This is a genomic window from Weizmannia sp. FSL W8-1119 (assembly GCF_038008605.1).
GTDB lineage: Bacteria > Bacillota > Bacilli > Bacillales > Bacillaceae_C > Weizmannia > Weizmannia coagulans.
On sequence record NZ_JBBOZL010000001.1, the window covers coordinates 1,180,767 to 1,202,572 of the forward strand.

The following is a 21,806-nucleotide window of genomic DNA, read 5'->3' on the forward strand; positions in this document are numbered from 1 at the left end:
ATGGCAAGTAAAGAAAAAACATTATCCGGCAAAGAAAAAGCAGCCGTTCTCCTAATTTCTCTCGGCCCGGACGTATCGGCATCCGTCTACAAACACTTAACGGAAGAAGAAATCGAAAAACTGACGCTGGAAATCTCAGGCGTCAGAAAAGTCGACAATGAAACGAAGGAAAGAGTGCTGACCGAATTTCACCATATTGCTTTGGCACAGGACTATATTACCCAGGGCGGGATCGGTTACGCCAAAATGGTTCTCGAAAAAGCGCTTGGCCCGGAACAGGCGACATCCATCATCAACCGGCTGACTTCATCGCTGCAGGTGCGCCCTTTTGATTTTGCCAGAAAAGCAGATGCGGCCCAGATTCTGAATTTTATCCAGGATGAACACCCGCAGACGATCGCCTTGATTTTGTCCTACCTGGATCCGGAAAAAGCCGGGCAGATCCTTTCCGAGCTTCCGCCTGAAATGCAGGGGGACATTGCCAGAAGAATTGCCTTAATGGAAGGCACATCCCCTGAAATTATCAACGAAGTGGAAGCGATTTTGGAAAGGAAGCTGTCCGCGACGGTGACGCAGGATTATACGAAGACAGGCGGGGTGGAATCCGTTGTCGAAGTGCTGAACGGGGTCGACCGTACGACGGAGAAAACGATCCTTGACTCGCTGGAACAGAAAGATCCCGAACTTGCCGAAGAGATCAAGAAACGGATGTTTGTATTCGAAGATATCGTCACCTTGGACAACCGTTCCATTCAGCGCGTCATCCGCGAATGTGAAAATGAAGATCTGCTTCTTGCGCTGAAAGTCTCAAGCGACGAAGTGAAAGAAATTATTTTCCGCAATATGTCGCAACGGATGGCCGATTCCATGAAAGAAGAAATGGAGTATATGGGCCCGGTACGGCTGCGTGAAGTCGAAGAAGCCCAGTCGAGAATTGTGTCCATTATCCGCAGGCTGGAAGACAGCGGTGAAATCATCATCGCGAGGAACGGAGGCGACGACATCATTGTCTAATATTATTAAAACAAAGCACAATGCAGGTGTTGTTTCCAAAATGCGCGTGATCAGCGTGCGCCGGCTCCCTGCTTTGCCCGAAAAAACGGGAGATGCAACCGCTGTGAAAGAGGATATTTTCGCAAAATACCAAACCGAGGCAGAGCGCCTGCTTTTGGACAGCCAAAAAGAAGCAGAAGCAGTACGCCGGCAAGTTGTCGAAGAAAAAAAACAGTGGGAGCAGGAAAAAGCAAAGCTCACCGAAGAAGCACAGCGCCAAGGGTTTGAAGCCGGTTATGCCGATGGCCGCAAGGAAGGGTTTGAAAGCATCCGCAACCATTTAAACGAGTCAATTGACATCGTCAACCGTTCCAAAGAGGCGTTTAAAAAACATTTGGCAGCATCGGAAAAAGATATTTTGGAACTCGCGATGAAAGCAGCAGGAAAAATTTTGCATGACACGCTTGAAACATCCCCCGAAAAAATGCTTTCCATCGTAAAAAACGTGTTAAAAGAAGCGGCCGGGTATAAAGAAGTCGATCTCCATATCCATCCGGGGCAATACGCCTTTGTGATGGATAACAAGGAAGAACTTGATGCCCTCTTCCCGAACGATACAAAATGCTATGTCTACCCGGATGATTCGCTTAAACCGTACCAGGTCTATATCGAAAGCGGCAGCGGTAGGATTGACGCAAGCATTGACATCCAGCTGTCGGAACTTAAGGCAAAGCTTTTGGAACTGATCGGGGAGGATGCGGAATGAAGGCAGCCAGTCTCTTAAATTATATACCCGCAATCGGGACGTTTAAACATTACGGAAAAGTAAAAAGAGTGATCGGGTTAATGATCGAATCACTCGGACCGGAAAGTTCCATCGGCGATATCTGTTATATTCATGTGGACAACAAAAAAAATGCGAAAAAAATCATTGCCGAAGTTGTCGGATTCCGTGACGGGAATGTCATTTTAATGCCTTATACGAACATCCAGGAAATCTCTCCCGGCAGCCTTGTGGAGGCAACGGGGAAACCCATGCAGGTAAAAGCAGGCCCGCGGCTGTTGGGAAAAGTCATTGACCCTCTGGGCATGCCGCTCGACCATTCCCCGCTTCCCGCCGGCCTAAAACCGATTCCGATCGACCGGACGCCGCCCAACCCGCTCAAGCGCCCACCGATCAGGGAACCGATTGAGCTCGGCGTCCGCGCGATCGACAGTTTGCTGACGGTTGGAAAAGGCCAGCGGATCGGCATTTTTGCCGGAAGCGGCGTCGGCAAAAGCACCCTGCTCGGCATGATTGCACGCAACACAAATGCCGACCTGAATGTGATCGCCCTGATCGGGGAGCGGGGCAGGGAAGTAAGGGAATTTATTGAGCACGACCTCGGCCCGGAAGGTTTAAAAAAGTCCATTGTTGTCGTGGCAACAAGCGACCAGCCGGCATTGATGCGGATTAAAGGCGCCTATACGGCAACAGCGATTGCGGAATATTTCAGAGACCGGGGCCTTAATGTCATGTTTATGATGGACTCGGTTACCCGGGTCGCGATGGCCCAGCGAGAAGTCGGGCTGGCAACGGGGGAACCGCCGGCTACAAAAGGATATACCCCTTCCGTTTTCGCGATTTTGCCGAAGCTTTTGGAAAGGACCGGTACAAATGAATCCGGCACGATTACCGGCATTTACACCGTGCTTGTCGACGGGGATGATATGAATGAACCGATTGCCGATACAGTGCGCGGCATTTTAGACGGGCATTTTGTCCTGGACAGGGATTTGGCAAATAAAGGGCAGTACCCGGCAATCAATATTTTAAAAAGCGTCAGCCGGCTGATGAGCCAGCTTGCAAGCCCCGCGCACAAAAAAGCCGCGGAAAAGATCCGCGAACAGTTAAGCACTTATTTGAATTCGGAAGACCTGATCAATATCGGCGCTTATAAACCGGGTGCATCAAAAGAAATTGATGAAGCGATCGAACGCTATCCGAAAATTGTTTCTTTTATCAAGCAAAGCACCGACGAAACCTGCAGCATGGAAAGCAGCATCAGGGCTTTAATCGGGCTTGCGGAAACGGGTGAGTGGGCATGAATTATCATTATAAATTCGAGAAAATCCTTGATGTCAGAGAAAAGGAAAAAGACGAGGCGCTCAGTGCATACAAAAATGCGGTACAGGCATTTGAAAATGTGGCCCGGGAGCTGTACGCGCTTTTGAAAAAGAAAGAAGACCTGGAAGCCCACCAGGCTGAAAAAATGAAAGCGGGCCTTTCCGTCCAGGAAATCCGGCATTACCGGCGGTTTATTGATGATATTGAAAAATCAATCCATTATTATCAGAGCCTCGTCATGAATGCACGAAACCGGATGAACTGGCATCAGCAGAAACTGCAGGAGAAAAATATAGAAGTCAAAAAATACGAAAAACTGAAAGACAAAGATTATGGCCGTTTTCTGATGAAACTGAAAATACAGGAAGAAAAGCAGGCAGATGAAATTTCAACCCAGACTTTTTATCACTAAAGCCTGAAAACCGGGTGATGTTATGCGCAAACAAATGGAAGAAATCGAGACAGCAGCAGAAGAAAAAAAAGGCGGTAAACTGCAGTGGTTTTTTTACGTGATCCTGATTCCGCTACTGTTTGCCACCGCGATGGCGATCATTATCGCTACTATCTCGGGTGTCAATGTGATCAGTAAAGCATCGGGCCTCGCCCATCAGGTGACCGGGATGTTTGGCACAGGCGGGAACGAAAAAGGGGAGAAGCAAAGCGGCACGTTCAGTGAAACACAGTATAAAAGCCAGATCCGTTCTTTACAAAAACAGGCGTCAGAAAAAGACAAAGAAATCAGCAAGCTGCAATCCGAACTGGACAAAAGCCAACAGAACAATTTGAAAATGAAACAAACCGTCTCTGATCTGAAGCAGCAATTGAAGAAAGCCCAGCAACAACAGGCAGCCAATCAGAAAAAATTAAAAGAAATCGCAAGCACCTATGAAAATATGAATCCGGAAAATGCGGCTGCCATTATTCAAAAAATGAGCGATCAGGAAGCAACGGGAATCCTTTCCCAGCTCAGTTCGGAAACACTGGCGAACGTCCTTGAAAAAATGAGTGCCGATAAAGCAGCAAAATACACCCAAATGCTCGGGCGTACAGGATCATAAGCCGTCCGGCAAACTTGAAAGGAGGTGAAAACATGAATGTAAATTCGGCTCTTCCAGCTGTACCATTTTCTCCGCCGGGTACGCAAACGTCTGGCGCGCAACTGCAGACGCAGCCATCCGGGTTTTTTCAGCAATTGAGCCTTGCCGGCCAGGACAGCGGCCGGATGCCGGAGAACGAGGAGGCAGTGCATGTTTGCCAAAAGCTTCAACAAAGGATTGTCGCGGTTTTAACGGAAAAGGCTGGGGCAACGGAACAGGCTGCAGAAGATGGAAGCCAGGAAGAAAGGGCTGATATGCAGGCCGTTTCCGCCCTTTTCAACCGGATTGTGCGGTTTGCCGGCGCTGAAGACGAAAACAGCAAAAAAAGATACAAGAAACAAAAACGGCCATCGAAACGGGCGATGCCGCGGCGGCTATCATGAATATGGCGCAAATGCTCGCCTCCTTGCCGGTCCCGTCTTTAATAAAGCTCGGCCTTGAAGATGCGAAAACATTGCTTGGACAGGCAGGTGCTGTTCTAAAAACGTATCCCAGGAATACAGCGGTAGGAATCAAAATGATGCAGACAACGGAACAATTATCCCGGTTGTCCGAAAAAATCGGCCGCTTTCTAAAGGCGGTTTCAGCAGATGATGCAAACGGGGGGCAGACGGTTTCAAGCGGGCCGCAACAGCCGGGCGTTGCCGTAAAAGAAGAAATATTAAAAACGGCTTATTTGCATTTAACCGACGAAAAAGCGGATTCGTCCCTGCTAAAAAAGGCGCCTGCTCTTCCTTTATCCCCAAATGCCGCTGCGCAGGAAATGGCTTCCGGACCGGATAGTACCAAGCCAGCGCAAAATGGGCAGGAAAGCAACCGGGCGCTGCTTCAAACCGGGCTGTTTTCTGCAAACAGGGCGGTTCCGGAGATGACGGAAGCGGCATCGCCGGCAAATGAAGAAAGCGACCCGGCTGCTCCAGGTACGGGCACCGCCGGAACAGCGCCGCTGCAAACGGATAAAAATGGACTGGCGGAAGCCTTATCAAAGGATGGCCGCTTGTCCCGCCGGCAGGAAGGGTCGCCGTTCAGCATGGCAGAGGAAGCCGTGGCCGTGAATGAAAACACCGGGTATCCGGCCGCAAAACCGGTGCAGGCGGGTGCTTCAGGAGCGGATGCCCAAAATGGCAAAGCAGTTACCCAGGGCAATACGCCAAATGAAAACGGGACAGGCGGGCCATTACAAAATAATGGGCCTGTTGTGCAAACGAGCGCCGCCCATCTGCAGGCAAATACCGGGCAGCCTGGCAGTGACAGTGGGCCCAAGACGCTACTAAAAACACCGGTTGATGAGGTGCAGGCTGCTGTGCCGGGCCAGCATACGGATCTCCAGCAGGAAAACGGAAAACCGGGAGACAGCAGCCGGCATGTCGTGCCGAATTTTTCCCGGGAAATCCAGCAAACAGGGCAATCCGGAAACGATAGTACCGGAGATGGGATGGCAAACGGATGGGAAACCGGTAAACGAAGCCCCGTTGCGCATAACAGCACCCATCTTCAACCAGCAGAAGAAATAAACGGGAACGGCAATACGGCCCCGGCATTTTCACTCTCTGGCAAAGTGGAACAGTTCGTCCTTTACACCGGCGAAAAACACAACCCGGTTTCGTACCGGCAGTTCGTCCAGGAATTTGCCAATATCATCCAAAAGGCAGCCTATTCCAGCCATAAAGGCGCAAGCAGGCTGTTGATCCGCCTTGAACCTGAAAACCTCGGTTCTTTGCGCGTTGAATTGCTTGAGCAGGATGGAAAACTGGCAGCAAAAATCCTGACAGACACCGGTGCGGCAAAAGATTTGCTTGATTCCCAGCTGCAGCAGCTTAAACATGCTTTGGCAGGCCAGCAGGTCCAATTAACAAAAATGGATGTTGAATACCGCGATACAGCGGCGCAAACAGCCCACGGCCAGCCCGGGGACAGCGGGGGCCGCGAACAACGGCAACAGCAGCAAAAGCGGCGGGAAAACCTGGAAGCGGGACATTTTTCAGCCATGTTGGAAAACAATATGATTGATGCGGAAGCGTAGGTGAATGACATGACTTCTATTGACCCGAGCCTGCTGTTGAGCAATCAAAATACAGCTTCCGGCACGCGTACGGGAAGCAAGACGCTGGATAAAAATGCTTTTTTGAAAATATTGATTGCCCAGCTTCAAAACCAGGACCCGACCAACCCGATGGACGACACGCAATTTGTATCGCAAATGGCGCAGTTCTCCTCATTGGAGCAAATGACGAATTTGAAAGACGATATCGACAACCTGATCAAACTTTCGCAGCAATCGCAGCAAATTGCGTATACACAATATATCGGGAGAACGGTTTCCTGGAAAAAAACCGAAACAGCTGATGACGGGACGGCATCCGTTAAGTCGGGAACCGGGACGATTACCGGCATTTCATTCGGTGATGACAATGCGGCCACCTTCACCCTGGATGACGGGACGAAAATCAGTTTTTCCGATATGACAGGGATAGACAGCAGCACTTCAAATGAAGCAGCACTGATTCAGGCAAGCTATTTAATTGGGAAAAAAGTGACCTATACAAATGATGCAGGAGAAGAAGAAACAGCTTCGGTCAGTACCGTTGCCATCCAAAACGGCAGCCTGGTTTTTACACTTGACAACGGGAAAAAAGCCGCAAGCGGGCAGCTTACGAAAATTGCAAACTAGGAAGTGATTGAATGGATAAATGGCATCCATCCATTCCACTGCAGCAATCCGAGCCTTTTCGTTCTTTTAGTCGAACAAGCCGAACCGCGCAGAATCAGAATCAGGCAAGCGGCTTTTCAGGGTATTTGCAGCAGGCGCTGATGGAACCATCCAATCCTGTTTCTTTGAAAATTAGTAAACATGCAAGCGAAAGGCTGCAAGAGCGCGGAATTAAATTGGATGCTTCAACATGGAAGCAAATCGGCAGTAAAGTAGCGGAAGCAAAACAAAAAGGATTGAATGAAACGCTTGTTCTTGTAAATGATGCAGCATTGATTGTCAGCGCGAAAAATTCGACCGTCATTACTGCAATGGGCCGAAATGAAGCAGGTTCCCAAATATTCAGCAATATTAACGGGGCGATTATTTTAGAATCATAGGCTGGACCGTAATGGAAGCCGCAGCTGCCGAATGACGGAAGCAGCTAAATCAAAAAATGAGAGGGGTTATCTTATGTTACGTTCATTATACTCAGGCGTTAGCGGAATGAAAAATTTCCAAACGAAATTGGATACGATCGGCAATAACATCGCTAATGTAAACACGTACGGCTACAAAAAAAGCCGCGTCACGTTTAAAGATGCGATCAGCCAGACGCTGCAAGGTGCAACGGCCCGAACAAGCGCCCAGCAGGTAGGGCTTGGTTCCCAAATCGGTTCCATAGATACAATCGATACGGAAACAAGCTTTGAATCGACCGGCCGTACGCTCGACTTGGCAATCAGCGGGGACGGGTATTTTAGAGTCAGAGGCAACGATGGGCAGATTTATTACACACGTGCCGGAAATTTCTATTTGGATAGCAATGGTAATATTGTTAATTCCGATGGTTACAGCGTGTTAGGGACAAATGGGAATCCAATACAAATCAATTCGTCAACAGTTTCAAATTTTTCGATCGCATCTGACGGAACAATCACAGATCAAAACGGTGCTACAATTGGGACCATTAGCATTGCAACTTTTCCGAACCCGGCCGGTTTGACAAGGGTAGGCGGAAACTTATTTAGGCAAAGTATAAACTCAGGTAATCCAAATACGAATATTACTCCAGGTTCCGGCAGCAATGGCACAATCAAATCCGGCTATCTTGAAATGTCCAATGTCGACCTGTCGGAAGAGTTGACGAATATGATCGTAGCAGAACGCGGGTTTCAGGCGAATACAAGAATTATCACGACATCCGATGAAATTCTGCAGGAACTTGTCAATCTGAAACGATAGGGGGAAGGGGGCCAGGGCTTTTCGCCCGGCCCGCACAATGTGATTGAAGTGACAAAATTAAACGGCAGGGCATTCTGGATTAACGCCATTCATATTGAAACGGTGGAAAGCATGCCGGATACAAGAATCATCCTGACAAACGGCCACGCCTATATTGTCAGGGAGTCGAGCAAAGAAATCGAGCAAAAAGTGACCGCCTTTTTCCGGGCTGTTTCTTTGCTTGGAAGAAATGCCGGGGAGGAGGGGCCGGAATGAATAAAATGGTGCGGATCATGCTTGTGATGATTTCCGTCATTTTACTGGCCGGCATCATCACCATTGGCGTCATTTATAAGTCGAACGAAGCAACAAACGCAACAGGGCCAAATATAGATGAAGTTGTCGACTCTTCCGTTGACATTGACACGATGACAACCAATCTGAAAGACAACCACATTGTCCAGATTGCCATCAAAATTGAAGGAAACGATAAGAAAGCAAAAGAAGAACTGACAAAAAGAGATTTCCAAATCAAAGACATCATGATTGACGAGCTGTCAAATATGAACATGCGGGATTTGCAATCTGAGCAGGGGAAGCAAAAGTTTAAAACAGACATAAAAAACCGATTAAATAAAATGATGCAGGACGGCGAAGTTGTAAATGTATATATTACTTCCTTTGTTATCCAATAAAAGTATGCCGCCTGCCGGATCAAGGGCAGATTGCAGCAAAAAGGCAGTGCCGCAGCAGGCAGTCCGGCCCCTGTGCCTGTATGTATACAAAGGGGGTGGATAAAGTTGCCGGAAGATATTTTATCGCAGTCTGAAATTGATGCGCTGCTATCCGCCCTGTCAACGGGGGAAATGAATGCGGAGGAAATAAAAAAAGAGGAAACCCGGAAAGTCAAAGTATATGATTTCAAGCGGGCGCTCCGGTTTTCAAAAGACCAGATCAGAAGCCTGACAAGAATTCATGAAAACTTCTCAAGGATTCTCACAACCTTTTTATCTGCCCAGCTCCGGACTTACGTGCAGATTTCGGTTGCATCGGCTGACCAGATTCCGTATGAGGAATTTATCCGTTCGATACCGAAAATGACCCTTCTGACGGTTTATGAAGTTCCCCCGCTTGACGGGAATATTATTATGGAAATTAACCCGAACATTGCCTACACGATGATGGATCGAGTGCTGGGAGGGTACGGGGAAAGCATCAATAAAATTGACAAACTCACTGAGATTGAAAAGAAAATCATGACGAGAATTTTTGACCAGACCATCGACCAGTTAAAGGAAGCGTGGAGTGAGATCATCGAGATCAATCCCTTTCTGACTGAACTGGAAGTCAATCCGCAGTTTCTGCAGATGATTTCTCCGAATGAAACCGTAGTCGTTATTTCTCTCAACACGACCATCGGCGATACAAGCGGCATGATCAATTTATGCCTGCCGCAAGTGGTGCTTGACCCGATGATGCCGAAATTGTCCGGGCATTATTGGATGCAGCACGCCGGAAAGGAACCGGATCCGGACAATATCCGCCTGCTCGAAGAAGGCATCAAGGAGGCAAAAGTGCCGCTCACCGCCGAACTGGGGACGGCAACGATAAAAATTGAAGACTTTCTGAATTTAGAAATTGGCGACTGTATACGGCTGAACCAAACCATTGAAGAGCCGTTGGTTGTCAAGGTGGATAAAATTCCGAAATTCATCGGGCAGCCAGGCAAGCAAGGCACTAAAATGGCTGTCCAAATCCTGGATATCATAGAGGAAGGGGAAGAAGAAAAGTATGAGCGATGATATGCTGTCGCAAGAAGAAATTGATGCCCTTCTTAACGGCACTGCAAATCTGGAAGACGCAAGCGCCAAAGATGCCCTCCATGTGGAAGATTATCTCGATTCCATGGAAAGGGATGCGCTTGGGGAAATTGGAAATATTTCGTTCGGGAGCTCTGCGACGGCATTGTCCACCCTGCTTTCACAAAAAGTTGAAATTACAACGCCTGAGGTCAGCATTGTCCGGCACGACAAACTGGCGGATGAATTTCCACATCCCTACGTGGCCATTCAGGTGAAATACACAGAGGGCTTTTCCGGCGTGAATGTGCTCGTCATCAAACAATCTGATGCCGCCATTATTGCCGACTTGATGCTGGGTGGAACCGGCGAAAATCCGAGCAGCGAACTGGATGAGATCCATTTGAGCGCGGTACAGGAAGCGATGAATCAGATGATGGGGTCTGCCGCCACCTCGATGTCTACGATTTTTAATAAAAGAATCGATATTTCTCCGCCGGCCGTTTCACTTTTAAATATTTTGGAAGGAGAAGGCACGGATAAGCTCCCGGACCAGGATTTGCTTGTAAAAGTCTCGTTCCGGATTATGATCGGGTCATTAATCGATTCGCAGATCATGCAGCTGTTGCCGCTTTCGTTTGCAAAAAAACTGGTTAGTGATCTCATCCATCCGGAACAACCCGCGGAAGCCGGGAAAAAAGAGGGGGAAAAGCAGCCGGATCAAAATGTACGAGGCCATGCTGCGGAAAAACCGGCTGAGCCTGCTCAAAATGCTGCAAAACAAGAGACGCACCAAAATGTGCAGCCGGCTGTTTTTACGAGTTTTGAAGAAACAGCGCCGCGCGTGGAAACGAAAAATCTGGACATGCTCCTTGACATTCCGCTTGAAGTGACCGTTGAATTGGGCAGGACATCGAAAACAGTAAGGGAAATTCTTGAAATGGGCGCAGGCTCCATTGTAGAACTGGACAAGCTTGCCGGAGAACCCGTGGATATTCTCATCAACCATCAGTTAATCGCCATCGGGGAAGTGGTTGTGATTGATGAGAACTTCGGTGTGCGTGTGACAGATATTGTGAGCCAGAAAGACCGGCTGAAAAAACTGAGATAATGGGGGAAGATCCAAATGGCAAAGAAAATTTTGATTGTAGATGACGCTGCGTTTATGCGCATGATGATTAAAGACATTCTGACAAAAAACGGATATGACGTTGTCGCTGAAGCGGCAGACGGCGCACAAGCAATCGAAAAATATAAGGAACACCGGCCGGATCTTGTGACAATGGATATTACAATGCCGGAAGTGGACGGGATCAGCGCACTGAAGGAGATTAAAAAAATCGACCCGGATGCAAAAGTCATCATGTGCTCGGCAATGGGCCAGCAGGCGATGGTTATTGATGCCATCCAGGCCGGCGCAAAAGATTTTATCGTCAAACCGTTCCAGGCTGACCGTGTGATCGAGGCCATCCAAAAAACGCTCGGCTGACGATGCCAGGAAGGTGACAGTGATTTGCAAAGCCAAGTGACGAAGGGGCTGGTGCTGCTTGGAATTCTGCTTTACCTGTTGTACGGGTTTCCGGCACCCGGCAATGCCCTTGCGGCTTCTTTTAACGGGAATGTGAAAGAATGCATCGACCATCCGAAACAGTGCCAAAAACAATCGGACGGAAAATCCGAAAGTGGGGCTAAACAATCGGAAACGGCAAATCCGGCGGTAACCTTCGGGGATATTGCGCGGATGATCCTCGCACTTATTTTCGTGATTTGTTTACTATACTTTGTTTTAAAATTTGTCAACAAAAGAAGCCGTGCCTATCAAAGCAGTAAAATGATACAGAATTTCGGCGGCACGCCTTTGGGCGGGAACAAGTCGCTGCAAATTGTAAAAGCGGGGGACAGGATTCTTATTTTAGGTGTCGGGGACGATGTGCAGCTTGTCAAAGAAATTGATGACGAGGAAGAGGTCAGGCAGTTCGTTGACCAGTACAATAAAAAGCTCGAGCAGCAACTGGAACCGCGCGATATTGCGACAAGGCTCATAAAAGCTGTGAAAAACAGGGAAACCGGGGCAAAAACAGAAGCAACCCCGTTCGGGCATTTGCTGAAATCGCAAATCAGCGCGATCAGGGAGGAGCGGGCGCAGGCGATGAAAGAACTGGAACAAAGGGAGAAGGAGAAACAGAACGATGAATGAGTTGTTGAATACATTAAGCAGCACATCCGGCGATACGGTTTCCCTTTCGGTCAAAATCCTTTTGCTTATGACCGTTCTTTCATTGGCCCCGAGTATTTTAATCCTGCTGACTTCTTTTACGCGGATTGTCATTGTCCTGTCTTTTGTCCGGACTTCGCTCGGCACGCAGACAGCCCCGCCGAATCAGGTGATCGTAGGGCTTGCGCTGTTTCTGACGTTTTTTATCATGGCCCCGACGTTTCAACAGGTAAACAAACAGGCGCTCACGCCGTTGTTCCATGATAAAGTGACGCTGGAAGAGGCTTATGACAAAGCCCAGAAGCCGTTTAAGGAATTTATGGCGAAACAGACCCGGCAGAAAGACTTGCAGCTGTTTTTAGATTATGCCCATAAAAAGCAGCCAAAGTCAGTGCAGGATATTCCAATGACAACGCTTGTTCCGGCATTTACGATCAGCGAATTAAAGACGGCTTTTCAAATGGGCTTTATGATTTTCATTCCTTTTCTTGTCATCGATATGGTCGTGGCAAGCGTCCTGATGTCCATGGGGATGATGATGCTGCCGCCTGTGATGATCTCGCTGCCTTTTAAAATCTTATTGTTTGTGCTCGTGGACGGATGGTATCTTGTTGTGAAGTCGCTGCTTGAAAGTTTTTAAAGAAGGTGAATGGATTGAGTGAGGAAATGGTCATTTCACTGGCCGAAAAAGGCATCATGGTGACCTTTATGGTCTGCGGCCCGCTTTTGTTGATTGCGCTTGTCGTCGGCATGATTGTTAGCATCTTCCAGGCTGCAACGCAAATCCAGGAACAGACGCTGGCATTTGTCCCGAAAATTGTTGCGGTGCTGCTCGGCCTCGTACTGCTTGGCCCGTGGATGCTGAGCCACATGCTTACATACACAAAAGAAATTTTATCCAATTTAACACAATATATAGGTTAACACATGGATGAACTGATTCCGTCATTCAGCATATTTTTACTCGTTTTCATCAGGGTCACAACTTTTTTTATCATGATGCCGTTGTTTTCCCACAGGAGCGTACCGGCCCGGTTCCGGATCGGCCTTGGTTTCTTTTTGTCCGTCCTTGTGACGTACACAATCCATGCCAAACCGTTCACCATGGACGGTGCCTATTTTTTGCTGATGATCAAGGAAGCACTTGTCGGCCTGCTGCTTGGCTTTACAGCCTATTTCATTTTGTCGGCCGTGCAATTGGCCGGCACGTTTATCGACTTTCAGGCAGGGTTTTCCATGGCCAATGTGATTGATCCGCAATCAGGGGCGCAAACGCCGCTTACCGGGGAATATTTGTACAGTTTTGCGCTGCTTTTATTGCTTTCCCTGAACGGGCACCACCTGCTTTTGGACGGGATTTATTACAGCTATTCGTTTATCCCGCTCGATCAGGCGTGGATCCATCTCGGGTCTTTCAATCTTGCAAAATATTTGGCAACACTTTTGGCCCGTGTGTTTCTCGTCGCTTTTCAAATGTCGGCACCCGTTGTCGCCGTCCTGTTTTTAACGGACATTGCGCTCGGCATCATCGCCCGGACCGTGCCACAGCTTAATATTTTTGTAGTCGGCTTTCCGGTCAAAATTGCCGTTAGTTTGATCGCGCTGGCGGTGGCAATGGGCACGCTTTATATTGCAGTTGAACATCTGTTTGAATGGATGTTTGTTGCGATGCGGAATTGTATGGCACTGTTGGGGGGATCCGTTTGAAGCACCTCTCACTCGATTTGCAGTTTTTCGCAGGGGAGAAAACAGAAAAGGCAACGCCGAAAAAACGGCGTGATGCCCGCAAAAAGGGGCAGACGGCCAAAAGCCAGGATATCGTAACGGCCGTCATGCTTCTGGCGGTGTTTCTGTTCTTGTATTTCGGGGCCTCCTCGATCGGAAGCCCGATGATGGCGCTCTTCCGCCAGGCCTTTTCAAAATACATGCTGCAGGATGTCACGGAGCAAAGCGTTGGCAAATTGATGACCGGCGTCATGAAACAGCTGGCTTCGATGCTTTTGCCAGTCATGGCCGTTGCCCTTTTGGCCGGCGTGATCGGCAATGTGGCCCAAACCGGCCTCCTTTTTACCGGCGAAGGGCTGAAACCGAATATAAACAAAATCAATCCCGTCGCCGGATTAAAACGGATTTTTTCGATCCGGGCGCTTGTGGAATTGTTAAAATCCGTTTTAAAAATGGCAGTGGTCGGTGCCGTCGCTTTTTACGTTATTTGGACCAACATCCAGGATATTTCAGGCCTGCCGTTTAAAAGCGCGGGCGATACGCTGGGTGCAGTCGGGCATCTCGCTGTCATAACCGGCATCAGCGCCTCCGTTGCGCTGTTTGTGCTCGCCGTTCTTGATTATTTGTACCAGCGTTTTGACTTTGAAAAAAATATCCGGATGTCCAAACAGGAAATCAAGGAAGAATTTAAAAACATGGAGGGCGACCCGCTGATTAAATCAAAAATCAGGCAAAAACAACGGGAAATGGCCATGCAGAGAATGATGCAGGAAGTGCCGAATGCCGATGTCGTCATTACCAACCCGACGCATTTTGCCGTCTGCCTCCGGTATGATGAAGCAAAGAGTGATGCGCCCATTGTTGTGGCAAAAGGGGCGGATTTCCTTGCTCAAAAAATTAAGTCGGTCGCAAAAGAGCATGACATTGTGATGCTGGAAAACCGGCCGCTGGCGAGGGCACTTTATGAGCAGGTGGAAGTTGGCGGACGCATTCCGGAACAGTTTTTCAAAGCAGTAGCGGAAATTTTGGCGTACGTATACAAAATCAAGCATAAAATTTAAGCTTTTTCATGCAAGTTAGGAGAGAAACCGTATGAGTGCAAGAGATTTGAGAGATATTCCCGTGATCGCAGGTGTCATTTTAATCGTCACCATGCTGATTATCCCGTTTCCGACATGGGCATTGAGCTTTTTAATTATATGTAATATTTCTCTTGCATTAATGGTGCTTTTAATCTCAATGAATATGAAAGAGCCGCTCCAGTTTTCCGTCTTTCCGTCGTTGCTGCTCATTTTAACCTTATTCCGGCTCGGACTGAATATCTCAACCACCCGCTCGATCCTTTCCACCGGCAATGCCGGCGGGGTCATTGAGACGTTCGGATCGTTCGTTGTCGGCGGCAACATCGTCGTTGGGCTTGTCGTCTTTACGATTTTGATTATTATCCAATTTATTGTGATTACAAAAGGCGCTGAACGGGTGGCTGAAGTGGCAGCCCGGTTCACGCTCGATGCGATGCCGGGCAAGCAAATGAGCATTGATGCGGACTTGAATGCCGGCATGATATCCGACCAGGAAGCGCGCGCCCGCCGGGAAAAAGTCAGCCGGGAAGCGGATTTTTACGGCGCGATGGACGGTGCCAGCAAATTTGTCAAAGGCGATGCGATTGCCAGCATCATTATCGTTCTCATTAATCTTATTTTCGGGATCATTATCGGCATGACCCAGCTCGGCCTCTCCATCAGTGATGCCGCGAGCCAGTTTTCGCTGATGACCGTCGGGGACGGCATTGTCAGCCAGGTGCCGGCGCTGCTCATTTCCACAGCAACCGGGATCGTGGTCACGAGGGCGGCATCAGACGGCAATCTTGGCCAGGACGTAATGGCGCAGATGTTGTCTTATCCAAAAATGCTGTATATCGCGGGAGGCACGATTTTTTTGCTTGGCCTGTTTACGCCGATTAATGATTTTTTAACTATGACGGTGGCAGCGGCTCTTTTCATCGGTGGTTTCCGGCTTCAGCAAGTCCCGAAAAAAACGGAACAGGAAAGCGCGGAGAAAGCGGAAGAACTCCAGCCTGAAGAATTGAAAAGCCCGGAAAGCGTCATGAGCCTGCTCGATATTGACCCGATCGAATTCGAATTCGGCTACGGCCTGATCCCGCTTGTTGATGCCAACCAGGGAGGCGATTTGCTTGACAGGATTGTCATGATCCGCAGGCAGCTCGCCATCGAACTCGGCGTTGTCATTCCGGTTGTCCGGATCCGCGATAATATCCAGCTTGAGCCGAATGAGTACCGGTTGAAAATAAACGGGAATGAACTTGCCAAAGGCGAGCTTCTTCTCGACCACTATTTGGCGATGGCACCCGGCGAAGATGACGGCTCCGTTGAAGGCATTGAGACGGTCGAGCCGGCTTTTGGAATGCCGGCAAAATGGGTCACGGAAGAACAAAAAGAACAGGCGGAAATGATGGGCTATACGGTCGTGGATCCTCCGACGGTTGTCTCGACCCATATTACGGAAATGATCCGTCAAAACGCGTATATGCTGCTCGGAAGGCAGGAAACAAAAGCATTGATTGACCATTTGAAAGAGTCGTACCCGGTGCTTGTGGAAGAGGTGACACCGAACCCGTTGTCCGTCGGCGATATCCAGAAAGTGCTGGCGAATCTTTTGAAAGAAAATGTTTCCATCCGAAAACTGCCGATTATCTTTGAAACGTTAGCCGACTATGGTAAATTAACAACAGATACTGATTTGCTGACGGAATACGCCCGCCAAAGCCTTGCGCGGCAAATTACAGCGCAATATGCGCAAGACGGGCAATTAAAAGTCATCACCGTTTCGGGAAAAGTGGAAAAATTGATTGCGGACGGCATCCAGCGCACGGAGCACGGCAACTATCTTTCTCTGGATCCGTCCGTGTCGCAAAAAATTGTGGAATCCGTTTCACAGCAGGTTGAGAGGGTATCGCTGACCGGCAGTTCCGCGGTCATCCTTTGTTCGCCTGCCATCCGCATGTATTTGCGGCAAATGATTGAACGGTTCTTTCCCCAGGTGCCGGTTCTTTCCTATAATGAACTGGAAGCAAACGTTGAGGTACAAAGCACAGGGCTGGTGAACATAGAATGAAAATCAAAAAGTTTATGGCGCCCAATATGTCTGAAGCAATGAAACAGATCCGCCTTGAGCTCGGGGACCAGGCCGTCATTTTAAATTCAAAAGTGGTCCAGCGCAAAGGCTTTCTCGGATTTATGAAAAAGCGCAACATCGAAGTGATTGCAGCTGTTGATCCGGATGCCGGAAAAAATGGCACGGTACAAACGGCCCCCGCCTATAGCCTGAAAACCGAACGGGGTGAAAAACCCGCGCGCGCGCCGGATGCTTCCGCCCGTTCCGAAAAAGAAAGCCTGCAAAAAGAAATCGCAGAGCTGAAAAAAGTGGTCCGTGAAGTGTCGAAATTTGCCAATCCCGCTTACCAAAAGTATCCGCTGCCGGTTCAAAAACGATTAAACTCAGGTTCGCAGCAAGGGCTGGATGAATCGTTGCTGCTTGAGATCGGGGATGCCCTGTATGAAGAATGGGAGAAAGCAAACGGCAATCTGGCGGAAGAAGAAATTTTAAAACAAGCGAAGGCACTGCTTCAAAAAAAGCTGTCCCGTTTTACTTACGGGGGAAGCCGGAGAAAGTACGTGAACCTGATCGGGCCAACCGGTGTCGGAAAAACGACGACACTCGCCAAAATGGCTGCCCGGGCCGTGCTCGAAAGAAAAGAAAAAATTGCTTTCATTACAACGGATACGTACCGGATTGCAGCGATTGAACAATTAAAAACGTATGCAAACCTGCTGAATGTTCCGCTTGAAGTAATCTATAAATTGTCCGATTTCAAAAAAGCGATCGATAAATTTTCCGATTTTGACCGCATTTTTATCGATACCGCCGGCCGGAATTACAGGGAGCGGCAATATGTCCGTGAACTTTCTGGGCTTATCGATTTTCAAGCGGAAATGGACACCTTTCTGACGCTGTCTTTAACGATGAAAGAGAAAGATATGAAAGAAGTTGTTGACAGTTTTCAAAGCATCAGGATTGACCGGTTTATCTTCACCAAGCTGGATGAGACATCCACTTACGGCGCTGCGGTCAATTTAATGGAGCAGTATGGAAAAGGCTGTGCGTATGTGACAAACGGCCAGGATGTCCCGGATGATATGCTCGAGGCAACCCCCGGTATTTTTGCCGAATACGTATTTGGGGAGAACGGCAAATGAGAGACCAGGCAGAACAGCTGCGCGCAAAGTTAAAAATGCAACACGGGGTCCCGGCAAAAACGCTCGCCGTCGCAAGCGGAAAGGGCGGGGTCGGGAAGTCCAATATTTCGGTTAATTTGGCAATGGCACTTGCGGGAAAGGGGAAAAAAGTCCTTTTATTTGACCTGGATGTCGGCATGGGCAATATCCATGTTCTGCTCGGGCTTGATGCGTCGTATACGATCTCGGACTTTATCAACCGGAATATCCCGCTTGCCCAAATTATATGCGGCGGGCCGGCCGGCATTTCCTATATTTCAGCCGGCAACGGGTTTGCTCAAATTGTCGAGATGGAAGAAGCTGCTGTAAGCAGGCTTGTCACAGAGCTCGAACTGCTCCAGTATGATTTTGATTACATCATTTTCGATATGGGTGCCGGCGCCGCGCCTTCAAGCCTTAAAGTATTGCTTTCGGCTGATGATATTTTTATTGTCACAACTCCTGAGCCGACTGCGATTACCGATGCTTATTCGATGATGAAATATATTTACATGCAGCAATTCAGCACCTCCCTATATTTAATTTGCAACCGGGCGGAAAAAGAAAAAGACGGGATGTTGACGTTAAACAGGCTTCAATTTACAGTCAGGAAATTTTTAGGAAAAGAAGTAAACATTCTCGGCGTTGTGCCGGAAGATCCGCATGTAAAAAAAGCCGTATCAAGGCAGCTGCCGTTTTACAGTGCATTTCCGCATTCAGCGGCTGCAAGAAGAATCGATGAATTGCTTAACCGTTATGTATCTGGCAATCCGGACGGGCTCGGCCCGCGCGCCCCGGTATTTATGCGGAAACTGAAGGGGCTTTTGCTGAAACATTAAACATGCATGGCAATAACAGGGCAATGAATGACAGTTTTGAAAAACAGGGGGCAGATTTGTGAAATGGGAAAAACGTAAAGGAAGCGAACCGGAAAAAAACACGCAACCTTTGTCCGATCCTGTTCAAAGCGGACGGATAGCACGGAAAAAATTGGTTTGCATCGGAACATCGACCGGAGGACCGCGCGCCCTGCAAACCGTCCTTTCTTCCCTGCCCGGGAATTTGGAAGCGCCTGTTCTGGTTGTCCAGCATATGCCAAGCGGATTTACAAAGTCGCTTGCCAGCCGGCTGAATGCCATTTCAAACATCAGGGTGAAAGAAGCCGAGGATGGCGAAATGCTCAAGCCGGGGGCGGTTTATATGGCGCCCGGGGACTTCCATATGGGCGTGGAGGCGCGCGGCGCACATCTCTTTATCCGGCTTGAGCAATCCGCGCCGGTTAACGGGCACAGGCCAGCTGTGGATAAAACATTTGAATCGGTGAGCATGCTGAAAAACTATGAAACACTTGCCGTCATCATGACCGGGATGGGTTCAGACGGAACAAAAGGTTTGATCGCGTTAAAGAATCGCGGGCATGTAAGAGCGATTGTCGAAGCGGAAGAAAGCTGCATCGTTTACGGCATGCCGAGAAGTGCCATTGCCGCGAAAGTGGTGGATGAAGTTTTGCCGCTGGAAAAAATTGCGGAGGCAATCATGAAATTTATTAGTGATTAGGGTGTGGTATAGATGGAAATGAGCCAGTACTTGGAAGTGTTTATTGAAGAAAGCAGGGAACATATCCAGTCGTTAAACGAAAATGTGCTGCTGCTTGAAAAAAGCCCGGATGACTTGCAAATTGTCAATGAAATTTTCCGTTCCGCCCACACATTGAAAGGGATGTCGGCAACAATGGGGTATGAAGACCTCGCCAACCTGACTCATAAGATGGAAAATGTGCTTGATGCCATTCGGAACGGGAAGCTGTCTGTAACACCGGACATTATCGATGTGATTTTTACTGCGGTGGACCATCTGGAAGCGATGATGGAATCGGTTGCAAACGGCGGGGACGGCAAAATGGATGTGAGCGGGACAATCGCCCGCCTGGAAGCGGCAGAACAGGGTTCGGCCGGAGAGAAGAAGGCGGAGAAAGAAGCTTCGGCCGCCACAGCGGAAAAGGCGGAAACAGAGGAAGACGAATTTGACCAGTATGAACAGGCCGTGATTGTTCAATCAGAAGAACAAGGGTACAGCTGTTACCAGTTCACGGTAACATTGCGCAGCGATTGCCTTTTAAAAGCGGCGCGGGTATTCATGGTATTTGATATCCTTGAAAAATGCGGCGAGATTATCCATTCCGATCCGCCGGCCGACCAGCTGGAAGAAGAGCAGTTCGACAATGAATTTAAGGTGACGCTGATCTCAAAAGAGGACAGGGAAGAGATCCGCCAAAAAATCTGTAAAGTATCAGAGATTGAAGATGTCAAAGCAAGCACCGTGACCCTCTCAAAACCGGAGAGCGGACAACACCTGGAAACGACAGAACCCGAGAAACCGGCAGCAGAAGAGAAAAAACAGGCTGCACCGGACATAGCGGAAAAGCAGCCGCAAAAACCGGCGAAAAAGCATCCGCAAAAACAGAAACATACAACGAAGACGATCCGTGTGAACATCGAGCGGCTGGATAATCTGCTGAATCTATTTGAAGAGCTGGTCATTGACCGCGGGCGCCTCGAACAAATTGCAAAAGAAGTGAACCATCCGGAGCTCAATGAAACCGTTGAAAGGATGTCCAGAATTTCCGGCGACTTGCAAACGATCATTTTGAACATGCGGATGGTGCCGGTCGAAACGGTGTTTAACCGTTTTCCGCGGCTTGTCCGCCAGCTGGCAAGAGAATTGCACAAAAAAATGGATCTCGACATTATCGGTGCCGAAACAGAACTGGACCGCACCGTCATTGATGAAATCGGCGACCCGCTTGTCCATCTGATCCGGAATTCGTGCGACCACGGCATTGAACAACCGGAAGAAAGAAAGCGGGCAGGAAAGCCGGAAACAGGGACCATTACGTTAAAAGCTTACCACAGCGGCAACCATGTGTTTATTGAAATCGAAGACGACGGCGCCGGCATTAACCGTGAAAAAGTGCTGGAAAAAGCCATTGAAAAAGGCATTGTCAAAAAGGAGGAAGCCGGCAGTTTAACAGACAGCCAGATTTATAACCTGATTTTTGAATCCGGTTTTTCAACCGCTGACCATGTATCTGATATTTCCGGCCGTGGTGTCGGGCTGGATGTGGTGAAATCAACTATTCAATCATTGGGCGGCTCGATTTCTGTCCATTCCGCAGAAGGGCGCGGATCCGTCTTTACGATTCAGCTGCCGCTTACCCTGTCGATCATTTCCGTCATGCTCGTGGAAATCGGGACGGAAAAATATGCTGTCCCGTTATCCTCTATTGTAGAGACGGCCATTATTAAGAAGGGCGAAATATTAAAAGCGCATCACCAAAAAGTGATCGATTTCCGGGGCAAAGTGGTGCCGCTTGTCTTTTTAAATGAAATATTTGAAGTTCCGGACGCAAAGCAAAATGATGAATATGTCTCCGTACTGATTGTGCGGAAAGGGGAAAAACTGGCTGCGTTTGTGGTGGACGCCTTTATCGGCCAGCAGGAAATCGTATTAAAATCTTTAGGGAATTATTTAACGAATGTATTTGCCATTTCCGGGGCCACCATTCTTGGAAACGGCCAGGTTGCCCTTATCATCGACAGCAATGCGCTGATTAAATAGAAAACAGGGTGCTTGCCGCCCACTTCATTGCCCAGGAAAGAGGT

At 48.6% G+C, this 21,806-nt stretch carries 25 protein-coding genes; all 25 read left to right on the forward strand.

Going from position 1 to position 21,806, the window contains the following annotated elements; translation table 11 throughout:
* The 25 genes from fliG to NSQ19_RS05740 all read left to right on the forward strand — a co-directional run bounded on the left by fliG (position 1) and on the right by NSQ19_RS05740 (position 21,762).
* Complete coding sequence (gene fliG, locus NSQ19_RS05620; protein WP_340702539.1) at positions 1 to 1,014, forward strand: flagellar motor switch protein FliG; 1,014 nt, start codon at positions 1 to 3, stop codon at positions 1,012 to 1,014.
* Complete coding sequence (gene fliH, locus NSQ19_RS05625; RefSeq protein ID WP_315958274.1) at positions 1,007 to 1,759, forward strand: flagellar assembly protein FliH; 753 nt, start codon at positions 1,007 to 1,009, stop codon at positions 1,757 to 1,759. The genes fliG and fliH overlap by 8 nt, the downstream gene beginning before the upstream one ends.
* Complete coding sequence (gene fliI / locus NSQ19_RS05630) at positions 1,756 to 3,081, forward strand: flagellar protein export ATPase FliI (RefSeq protein ID WP_340702540.1); 1,326 nt, start codon at positions 1,756 to 1,758, stop codon at positions 3,079 to 3,081. The genes fliH and fliI overlap by 4 nt, the downstream gene beginning before the upstream one ends.
* Entirely contained in the window at positions 3,078 to 3,512 is a 435-nt protein-coding gene (fliJ, locus tag NSQ19_RS05635; protein WP_340702541.1) for a flagellar export protein FliJ, read from the forward strand. Before fliI ends, fliJ begins: the two co-directional genes overlap by 4 nt.
* Before the next feature lie 22 nt (positions 3,513 to 3,534).
* Positions 3,535 to 4,158 carry a MotE family protein gene (locus NSQ19_RS05640; protein ID WP_017551518.1) on the forward strand — a complete coding sequence of 208 codons (624 nt, stop codon included), beginning with the start codon at positions 3,535 to 3,537 and terminating at the stop codon, positions 4,156 to 4,158.
* A gap of 32 nt (positions 4,159 to 4,190) precedes the next feature.
* Positions 4,191 to 4,580 (forward strand): hypothetical protein, encoded by a 390-nt coding sequence (locus tag NSQ19_RS05645; RefSeq protein ID WP_340702542.1) that lies wholly within the window; start codon positions 4,191 to 4,193, stop codon positions 4,578 to 4,580.
* Positions 4,577 to 6,220, forward strand: coding sequence for a flagellar hook-length control protein FliK (locus NSQ19_RS05650; RefSeq protein ID WP_340702543.1), 1,644 nt, complete (start codon positions 4,577 to 4,579; stop codon positions 6,218 to 6,220). Before NSQ19_RS05645 ends, NSQ19_RS05650 begins: the two co-directional genes overlap by 4 nt.
* Before the next feature lie 9 nt (positions 6,221 to 6,229).
* On the forward strand, positions 6,230 to 6,868 hold the full coding sequence (gene flgD / locus NSQ19_RS05655) for a flagellar hook assembly protein FlgD (protein WP_013859094.1): 639 nt from the start codon (positions 6,230 to 6,232) through the stop codon (positions 6,866 to 6,868).
* 11 nt (positions 6,869 to 6,879) lie between these two features.
* Positions 6,880 to 7,287: a TIGR02530 family flagellar biosynthesis protein gene (locus NSQ19_RS05660; protein WP_041818962.1), complete on the forward strand. Its 408-nt coding sequence runs from the start codon at positions 6,880 to 6,882 to the stop codon at positions 7,285 to 7,287.
* A gap of 73 nt (positions 7,288 to 7,360) precedes the next feature.
* On the forward strand, positions 7,361 to 8,131 hold the full coding sequence (flgG, locus tag NSQ19_RS05665; RefSeq protein WP_013859096.1) for a flagellar basal body rod protein FlgG: 771 nt from the start codon (positions 7,361 to 7,363) through the stop codon (positions 8,129 to 8,131).
* A 39-nt stretch (positions 8,132 to 8,170) separates the two neighbouring features.
* The gene (locus NSQ19_RS05670; protein ID WP_017554476.1) at positions 8,171 to 8,386 is read left to right on the forward strand and encodes a flagellar FlbD family protein; all 216 of its coding nucleotides are present in this window, start codon (positions 8,171 to 8,173) and stop codon (positions 8,384 to 8,386) included.
* Positions 8,383 to 8,805, forward strand: coding sequence for a flagellar basal body-associated protein FliL (fliL, locus tag NSQ19_RS05675; protein ID WP_017554477.1), 423 nt, complete (start codon positions 8,383 to 8,385; stop codon positions 8,803 to 8,805). Before NSQ19_RS05670 ends, fliL begins: the two co-directional genes overlap by 4 nt.
* Before the next feature lie 105 nt (positions 8,806 to 8,910).
* On the forward strand, positions 8,911 to 9,912 hold the full coding sequence (fliM, locus tag NSQ19_RS05680; RefSeq protein WP_017554478.1) for a flagellar motor switch protein FliM: 1,002 nt from the start codon (positions 8,911 to 8,913) through the stop codon (positions 9,910 to 9,912).
* A complete protein-coding gene (gene fliY / locus NSQ19_RS05685) occupies positions 9,902 to 11,020 on the forward strand; it encodes a flagellar motor switch phosphatase FliY (protein WP_061575341.1) in 1,119 nt (372 codons plus the stop codon). The genes fliM and fliY overlap by 11 nt, the downstream gene beginning before the upstream one ends.
* Positions 11,021 to 11,035: 15 nt before the next feature.
* The gene (locus tag NSQ19_RS05690) at positions 11,036 to 11,398 is read left to right on the forward strand and encodes a response regulator (RefSeq protein WP_013859101.1); all 363 of its coding nucleotides are present in this window, start codon (positions 11,036 to 11,038) and stop codon (positions 11,396 to 11,398) included.
* A gap of 24 nt (positions 11,399 to 11,422) precedes the next feature.
* The gene (locus NSQ19_RS05695; protein WP_013859102.1) at positions 11,423 to 12,106 is read left to right on the forward strand and encodes a flagellar biosynthetic protein FliO; all 684 of its coding nucleotides are present in this window, start codon (positions 11,423 to 11,425) and stop codon (positions 12,104 to 12,106) included.
* Positions 12,099 to 12,764 carry a flagellar type III secretion system pore protein FliP gene (gene fliP / locus NSQ19_RS05700; protein ID WP_013859103.1) on the forward strand — a complete coding sequence of 222 codons (666 nt, stop codon included), beginning with the start codon at positions 12,099 to 12,101 and terminating at the stop codon, positions 12,762 to 12,764. Before NSQ19_RS05695 ends, fliP begins: the two co-directional genes overlap by 8 nt.
* Before the next feature lie 14 nt (positions 12,765 to 12,778).
* Positions 12,779 to 13,048 (forward strand): flagellar biosynthesis protein FliQ, encoded by a 270-nt coding sequence (fliQ, locus tag NSQ19_RS05705; protein ID WP_014095440.1) that lies wholly within the window; start codon positions 12,779 to 12,781, stop codon positions 13,046 to 13,048.
* 3 nt (positions 13,049 to 13,051) lie between these two features.
* Positions 13,052 to 13,831 carry a flagellar biosynthetic protein FliR gene (gene fliR, locus NSQ19_RS05710; RefSeq protein WP_340702544.1) on the forward strand — a complete coding sequence of 260 codons (780 nt, stop codon included), beginning with the start codon at positions 13,052 to 13,054 and terminating at the stop codon, positions 13,829 to 13,831.
* A complete protein-coding gene (gene flhB, locus NSQ19_RS05715; RefSeq protein ID WP_081110525.1) occupies positions 13,828 to 14,910 on the forward strand; it encodes a flagellar biosynthesis protein FlhB in 1,083 nt (360 codons plus the stop codon). Before fliR ends, flhB begins: the two co-directional genes overlap by 4 nt.
* A 31-nt stretch (positions 14,911 to 14,941) precedes the next feature.
* A complete protein-coding gene (flhA, locus tag NSQ19_RS05720; protein WP_017554482.1) occupies positions 14,942 to 16,984 on the forward strand; it encodes a flagellar biosynthesis protein FlhA in 2,043 nt (680 codons plus the stop codon).
* Positions 16,981 to 18,126 carry a flagellar biosynthesis protein FlhF gene (flhF, locus tag NSQ19_RS05725; RefSeq protein WP_017554483.1) on the forward strand — a complete coding sequence of 382 codons (1,146 nt, stop codon included), beginning with the start codon at positions 16,981 to 16,983 and terminating at the stop codon, positions 18,124 to 18,126. Before flhA ends, flhF begins: the two co-directional genes overlap by 4 nt.
* Entirely contained in the window at positions 18,123 to 18,983 is an 861-nt protein-coding gene (locus tag NSQ19_RS05730) for a MinD/ParA family protein (protein ID WP_013859110.1), read from the forward strand. Before flhF ends, NSQ19_RS05730 begins: the two co-directional genes overlap by 4 nt.
* A 58-nt stretch (positions 18,984 to 19,041) precedes the next feature.
* The gene (locus NSQ19_RS05735) at positions 19,042 to 19,701 is read left to right on the forward strand and encodes a CheB methylesterase domain-containing protein (RefSeq protein ID WP_340702545.1); all 660 of its coding nucleotides are present in this window, start codon (positions 19,042 to 19,044) and stop codon (positions 19,699 to 19,701) included.
* A 12-nt stretch (positions 19,702 to 19,713) separates the two neighbouring features.
* Positions 19,714 to 21,762 (forward strand): chemotaxis protein CheA, encoded by a 2,049-nt coding sequence (locus NSQ19_RS05740; RefSeq protein WP_340702546.1) that lies wholly within the window; start codon positions 19,714 to 19,716, stop codon positions 21,760 to 21,762.
* Positions 21,763 to 21,806: the final 44 nt, after the last annotated feature.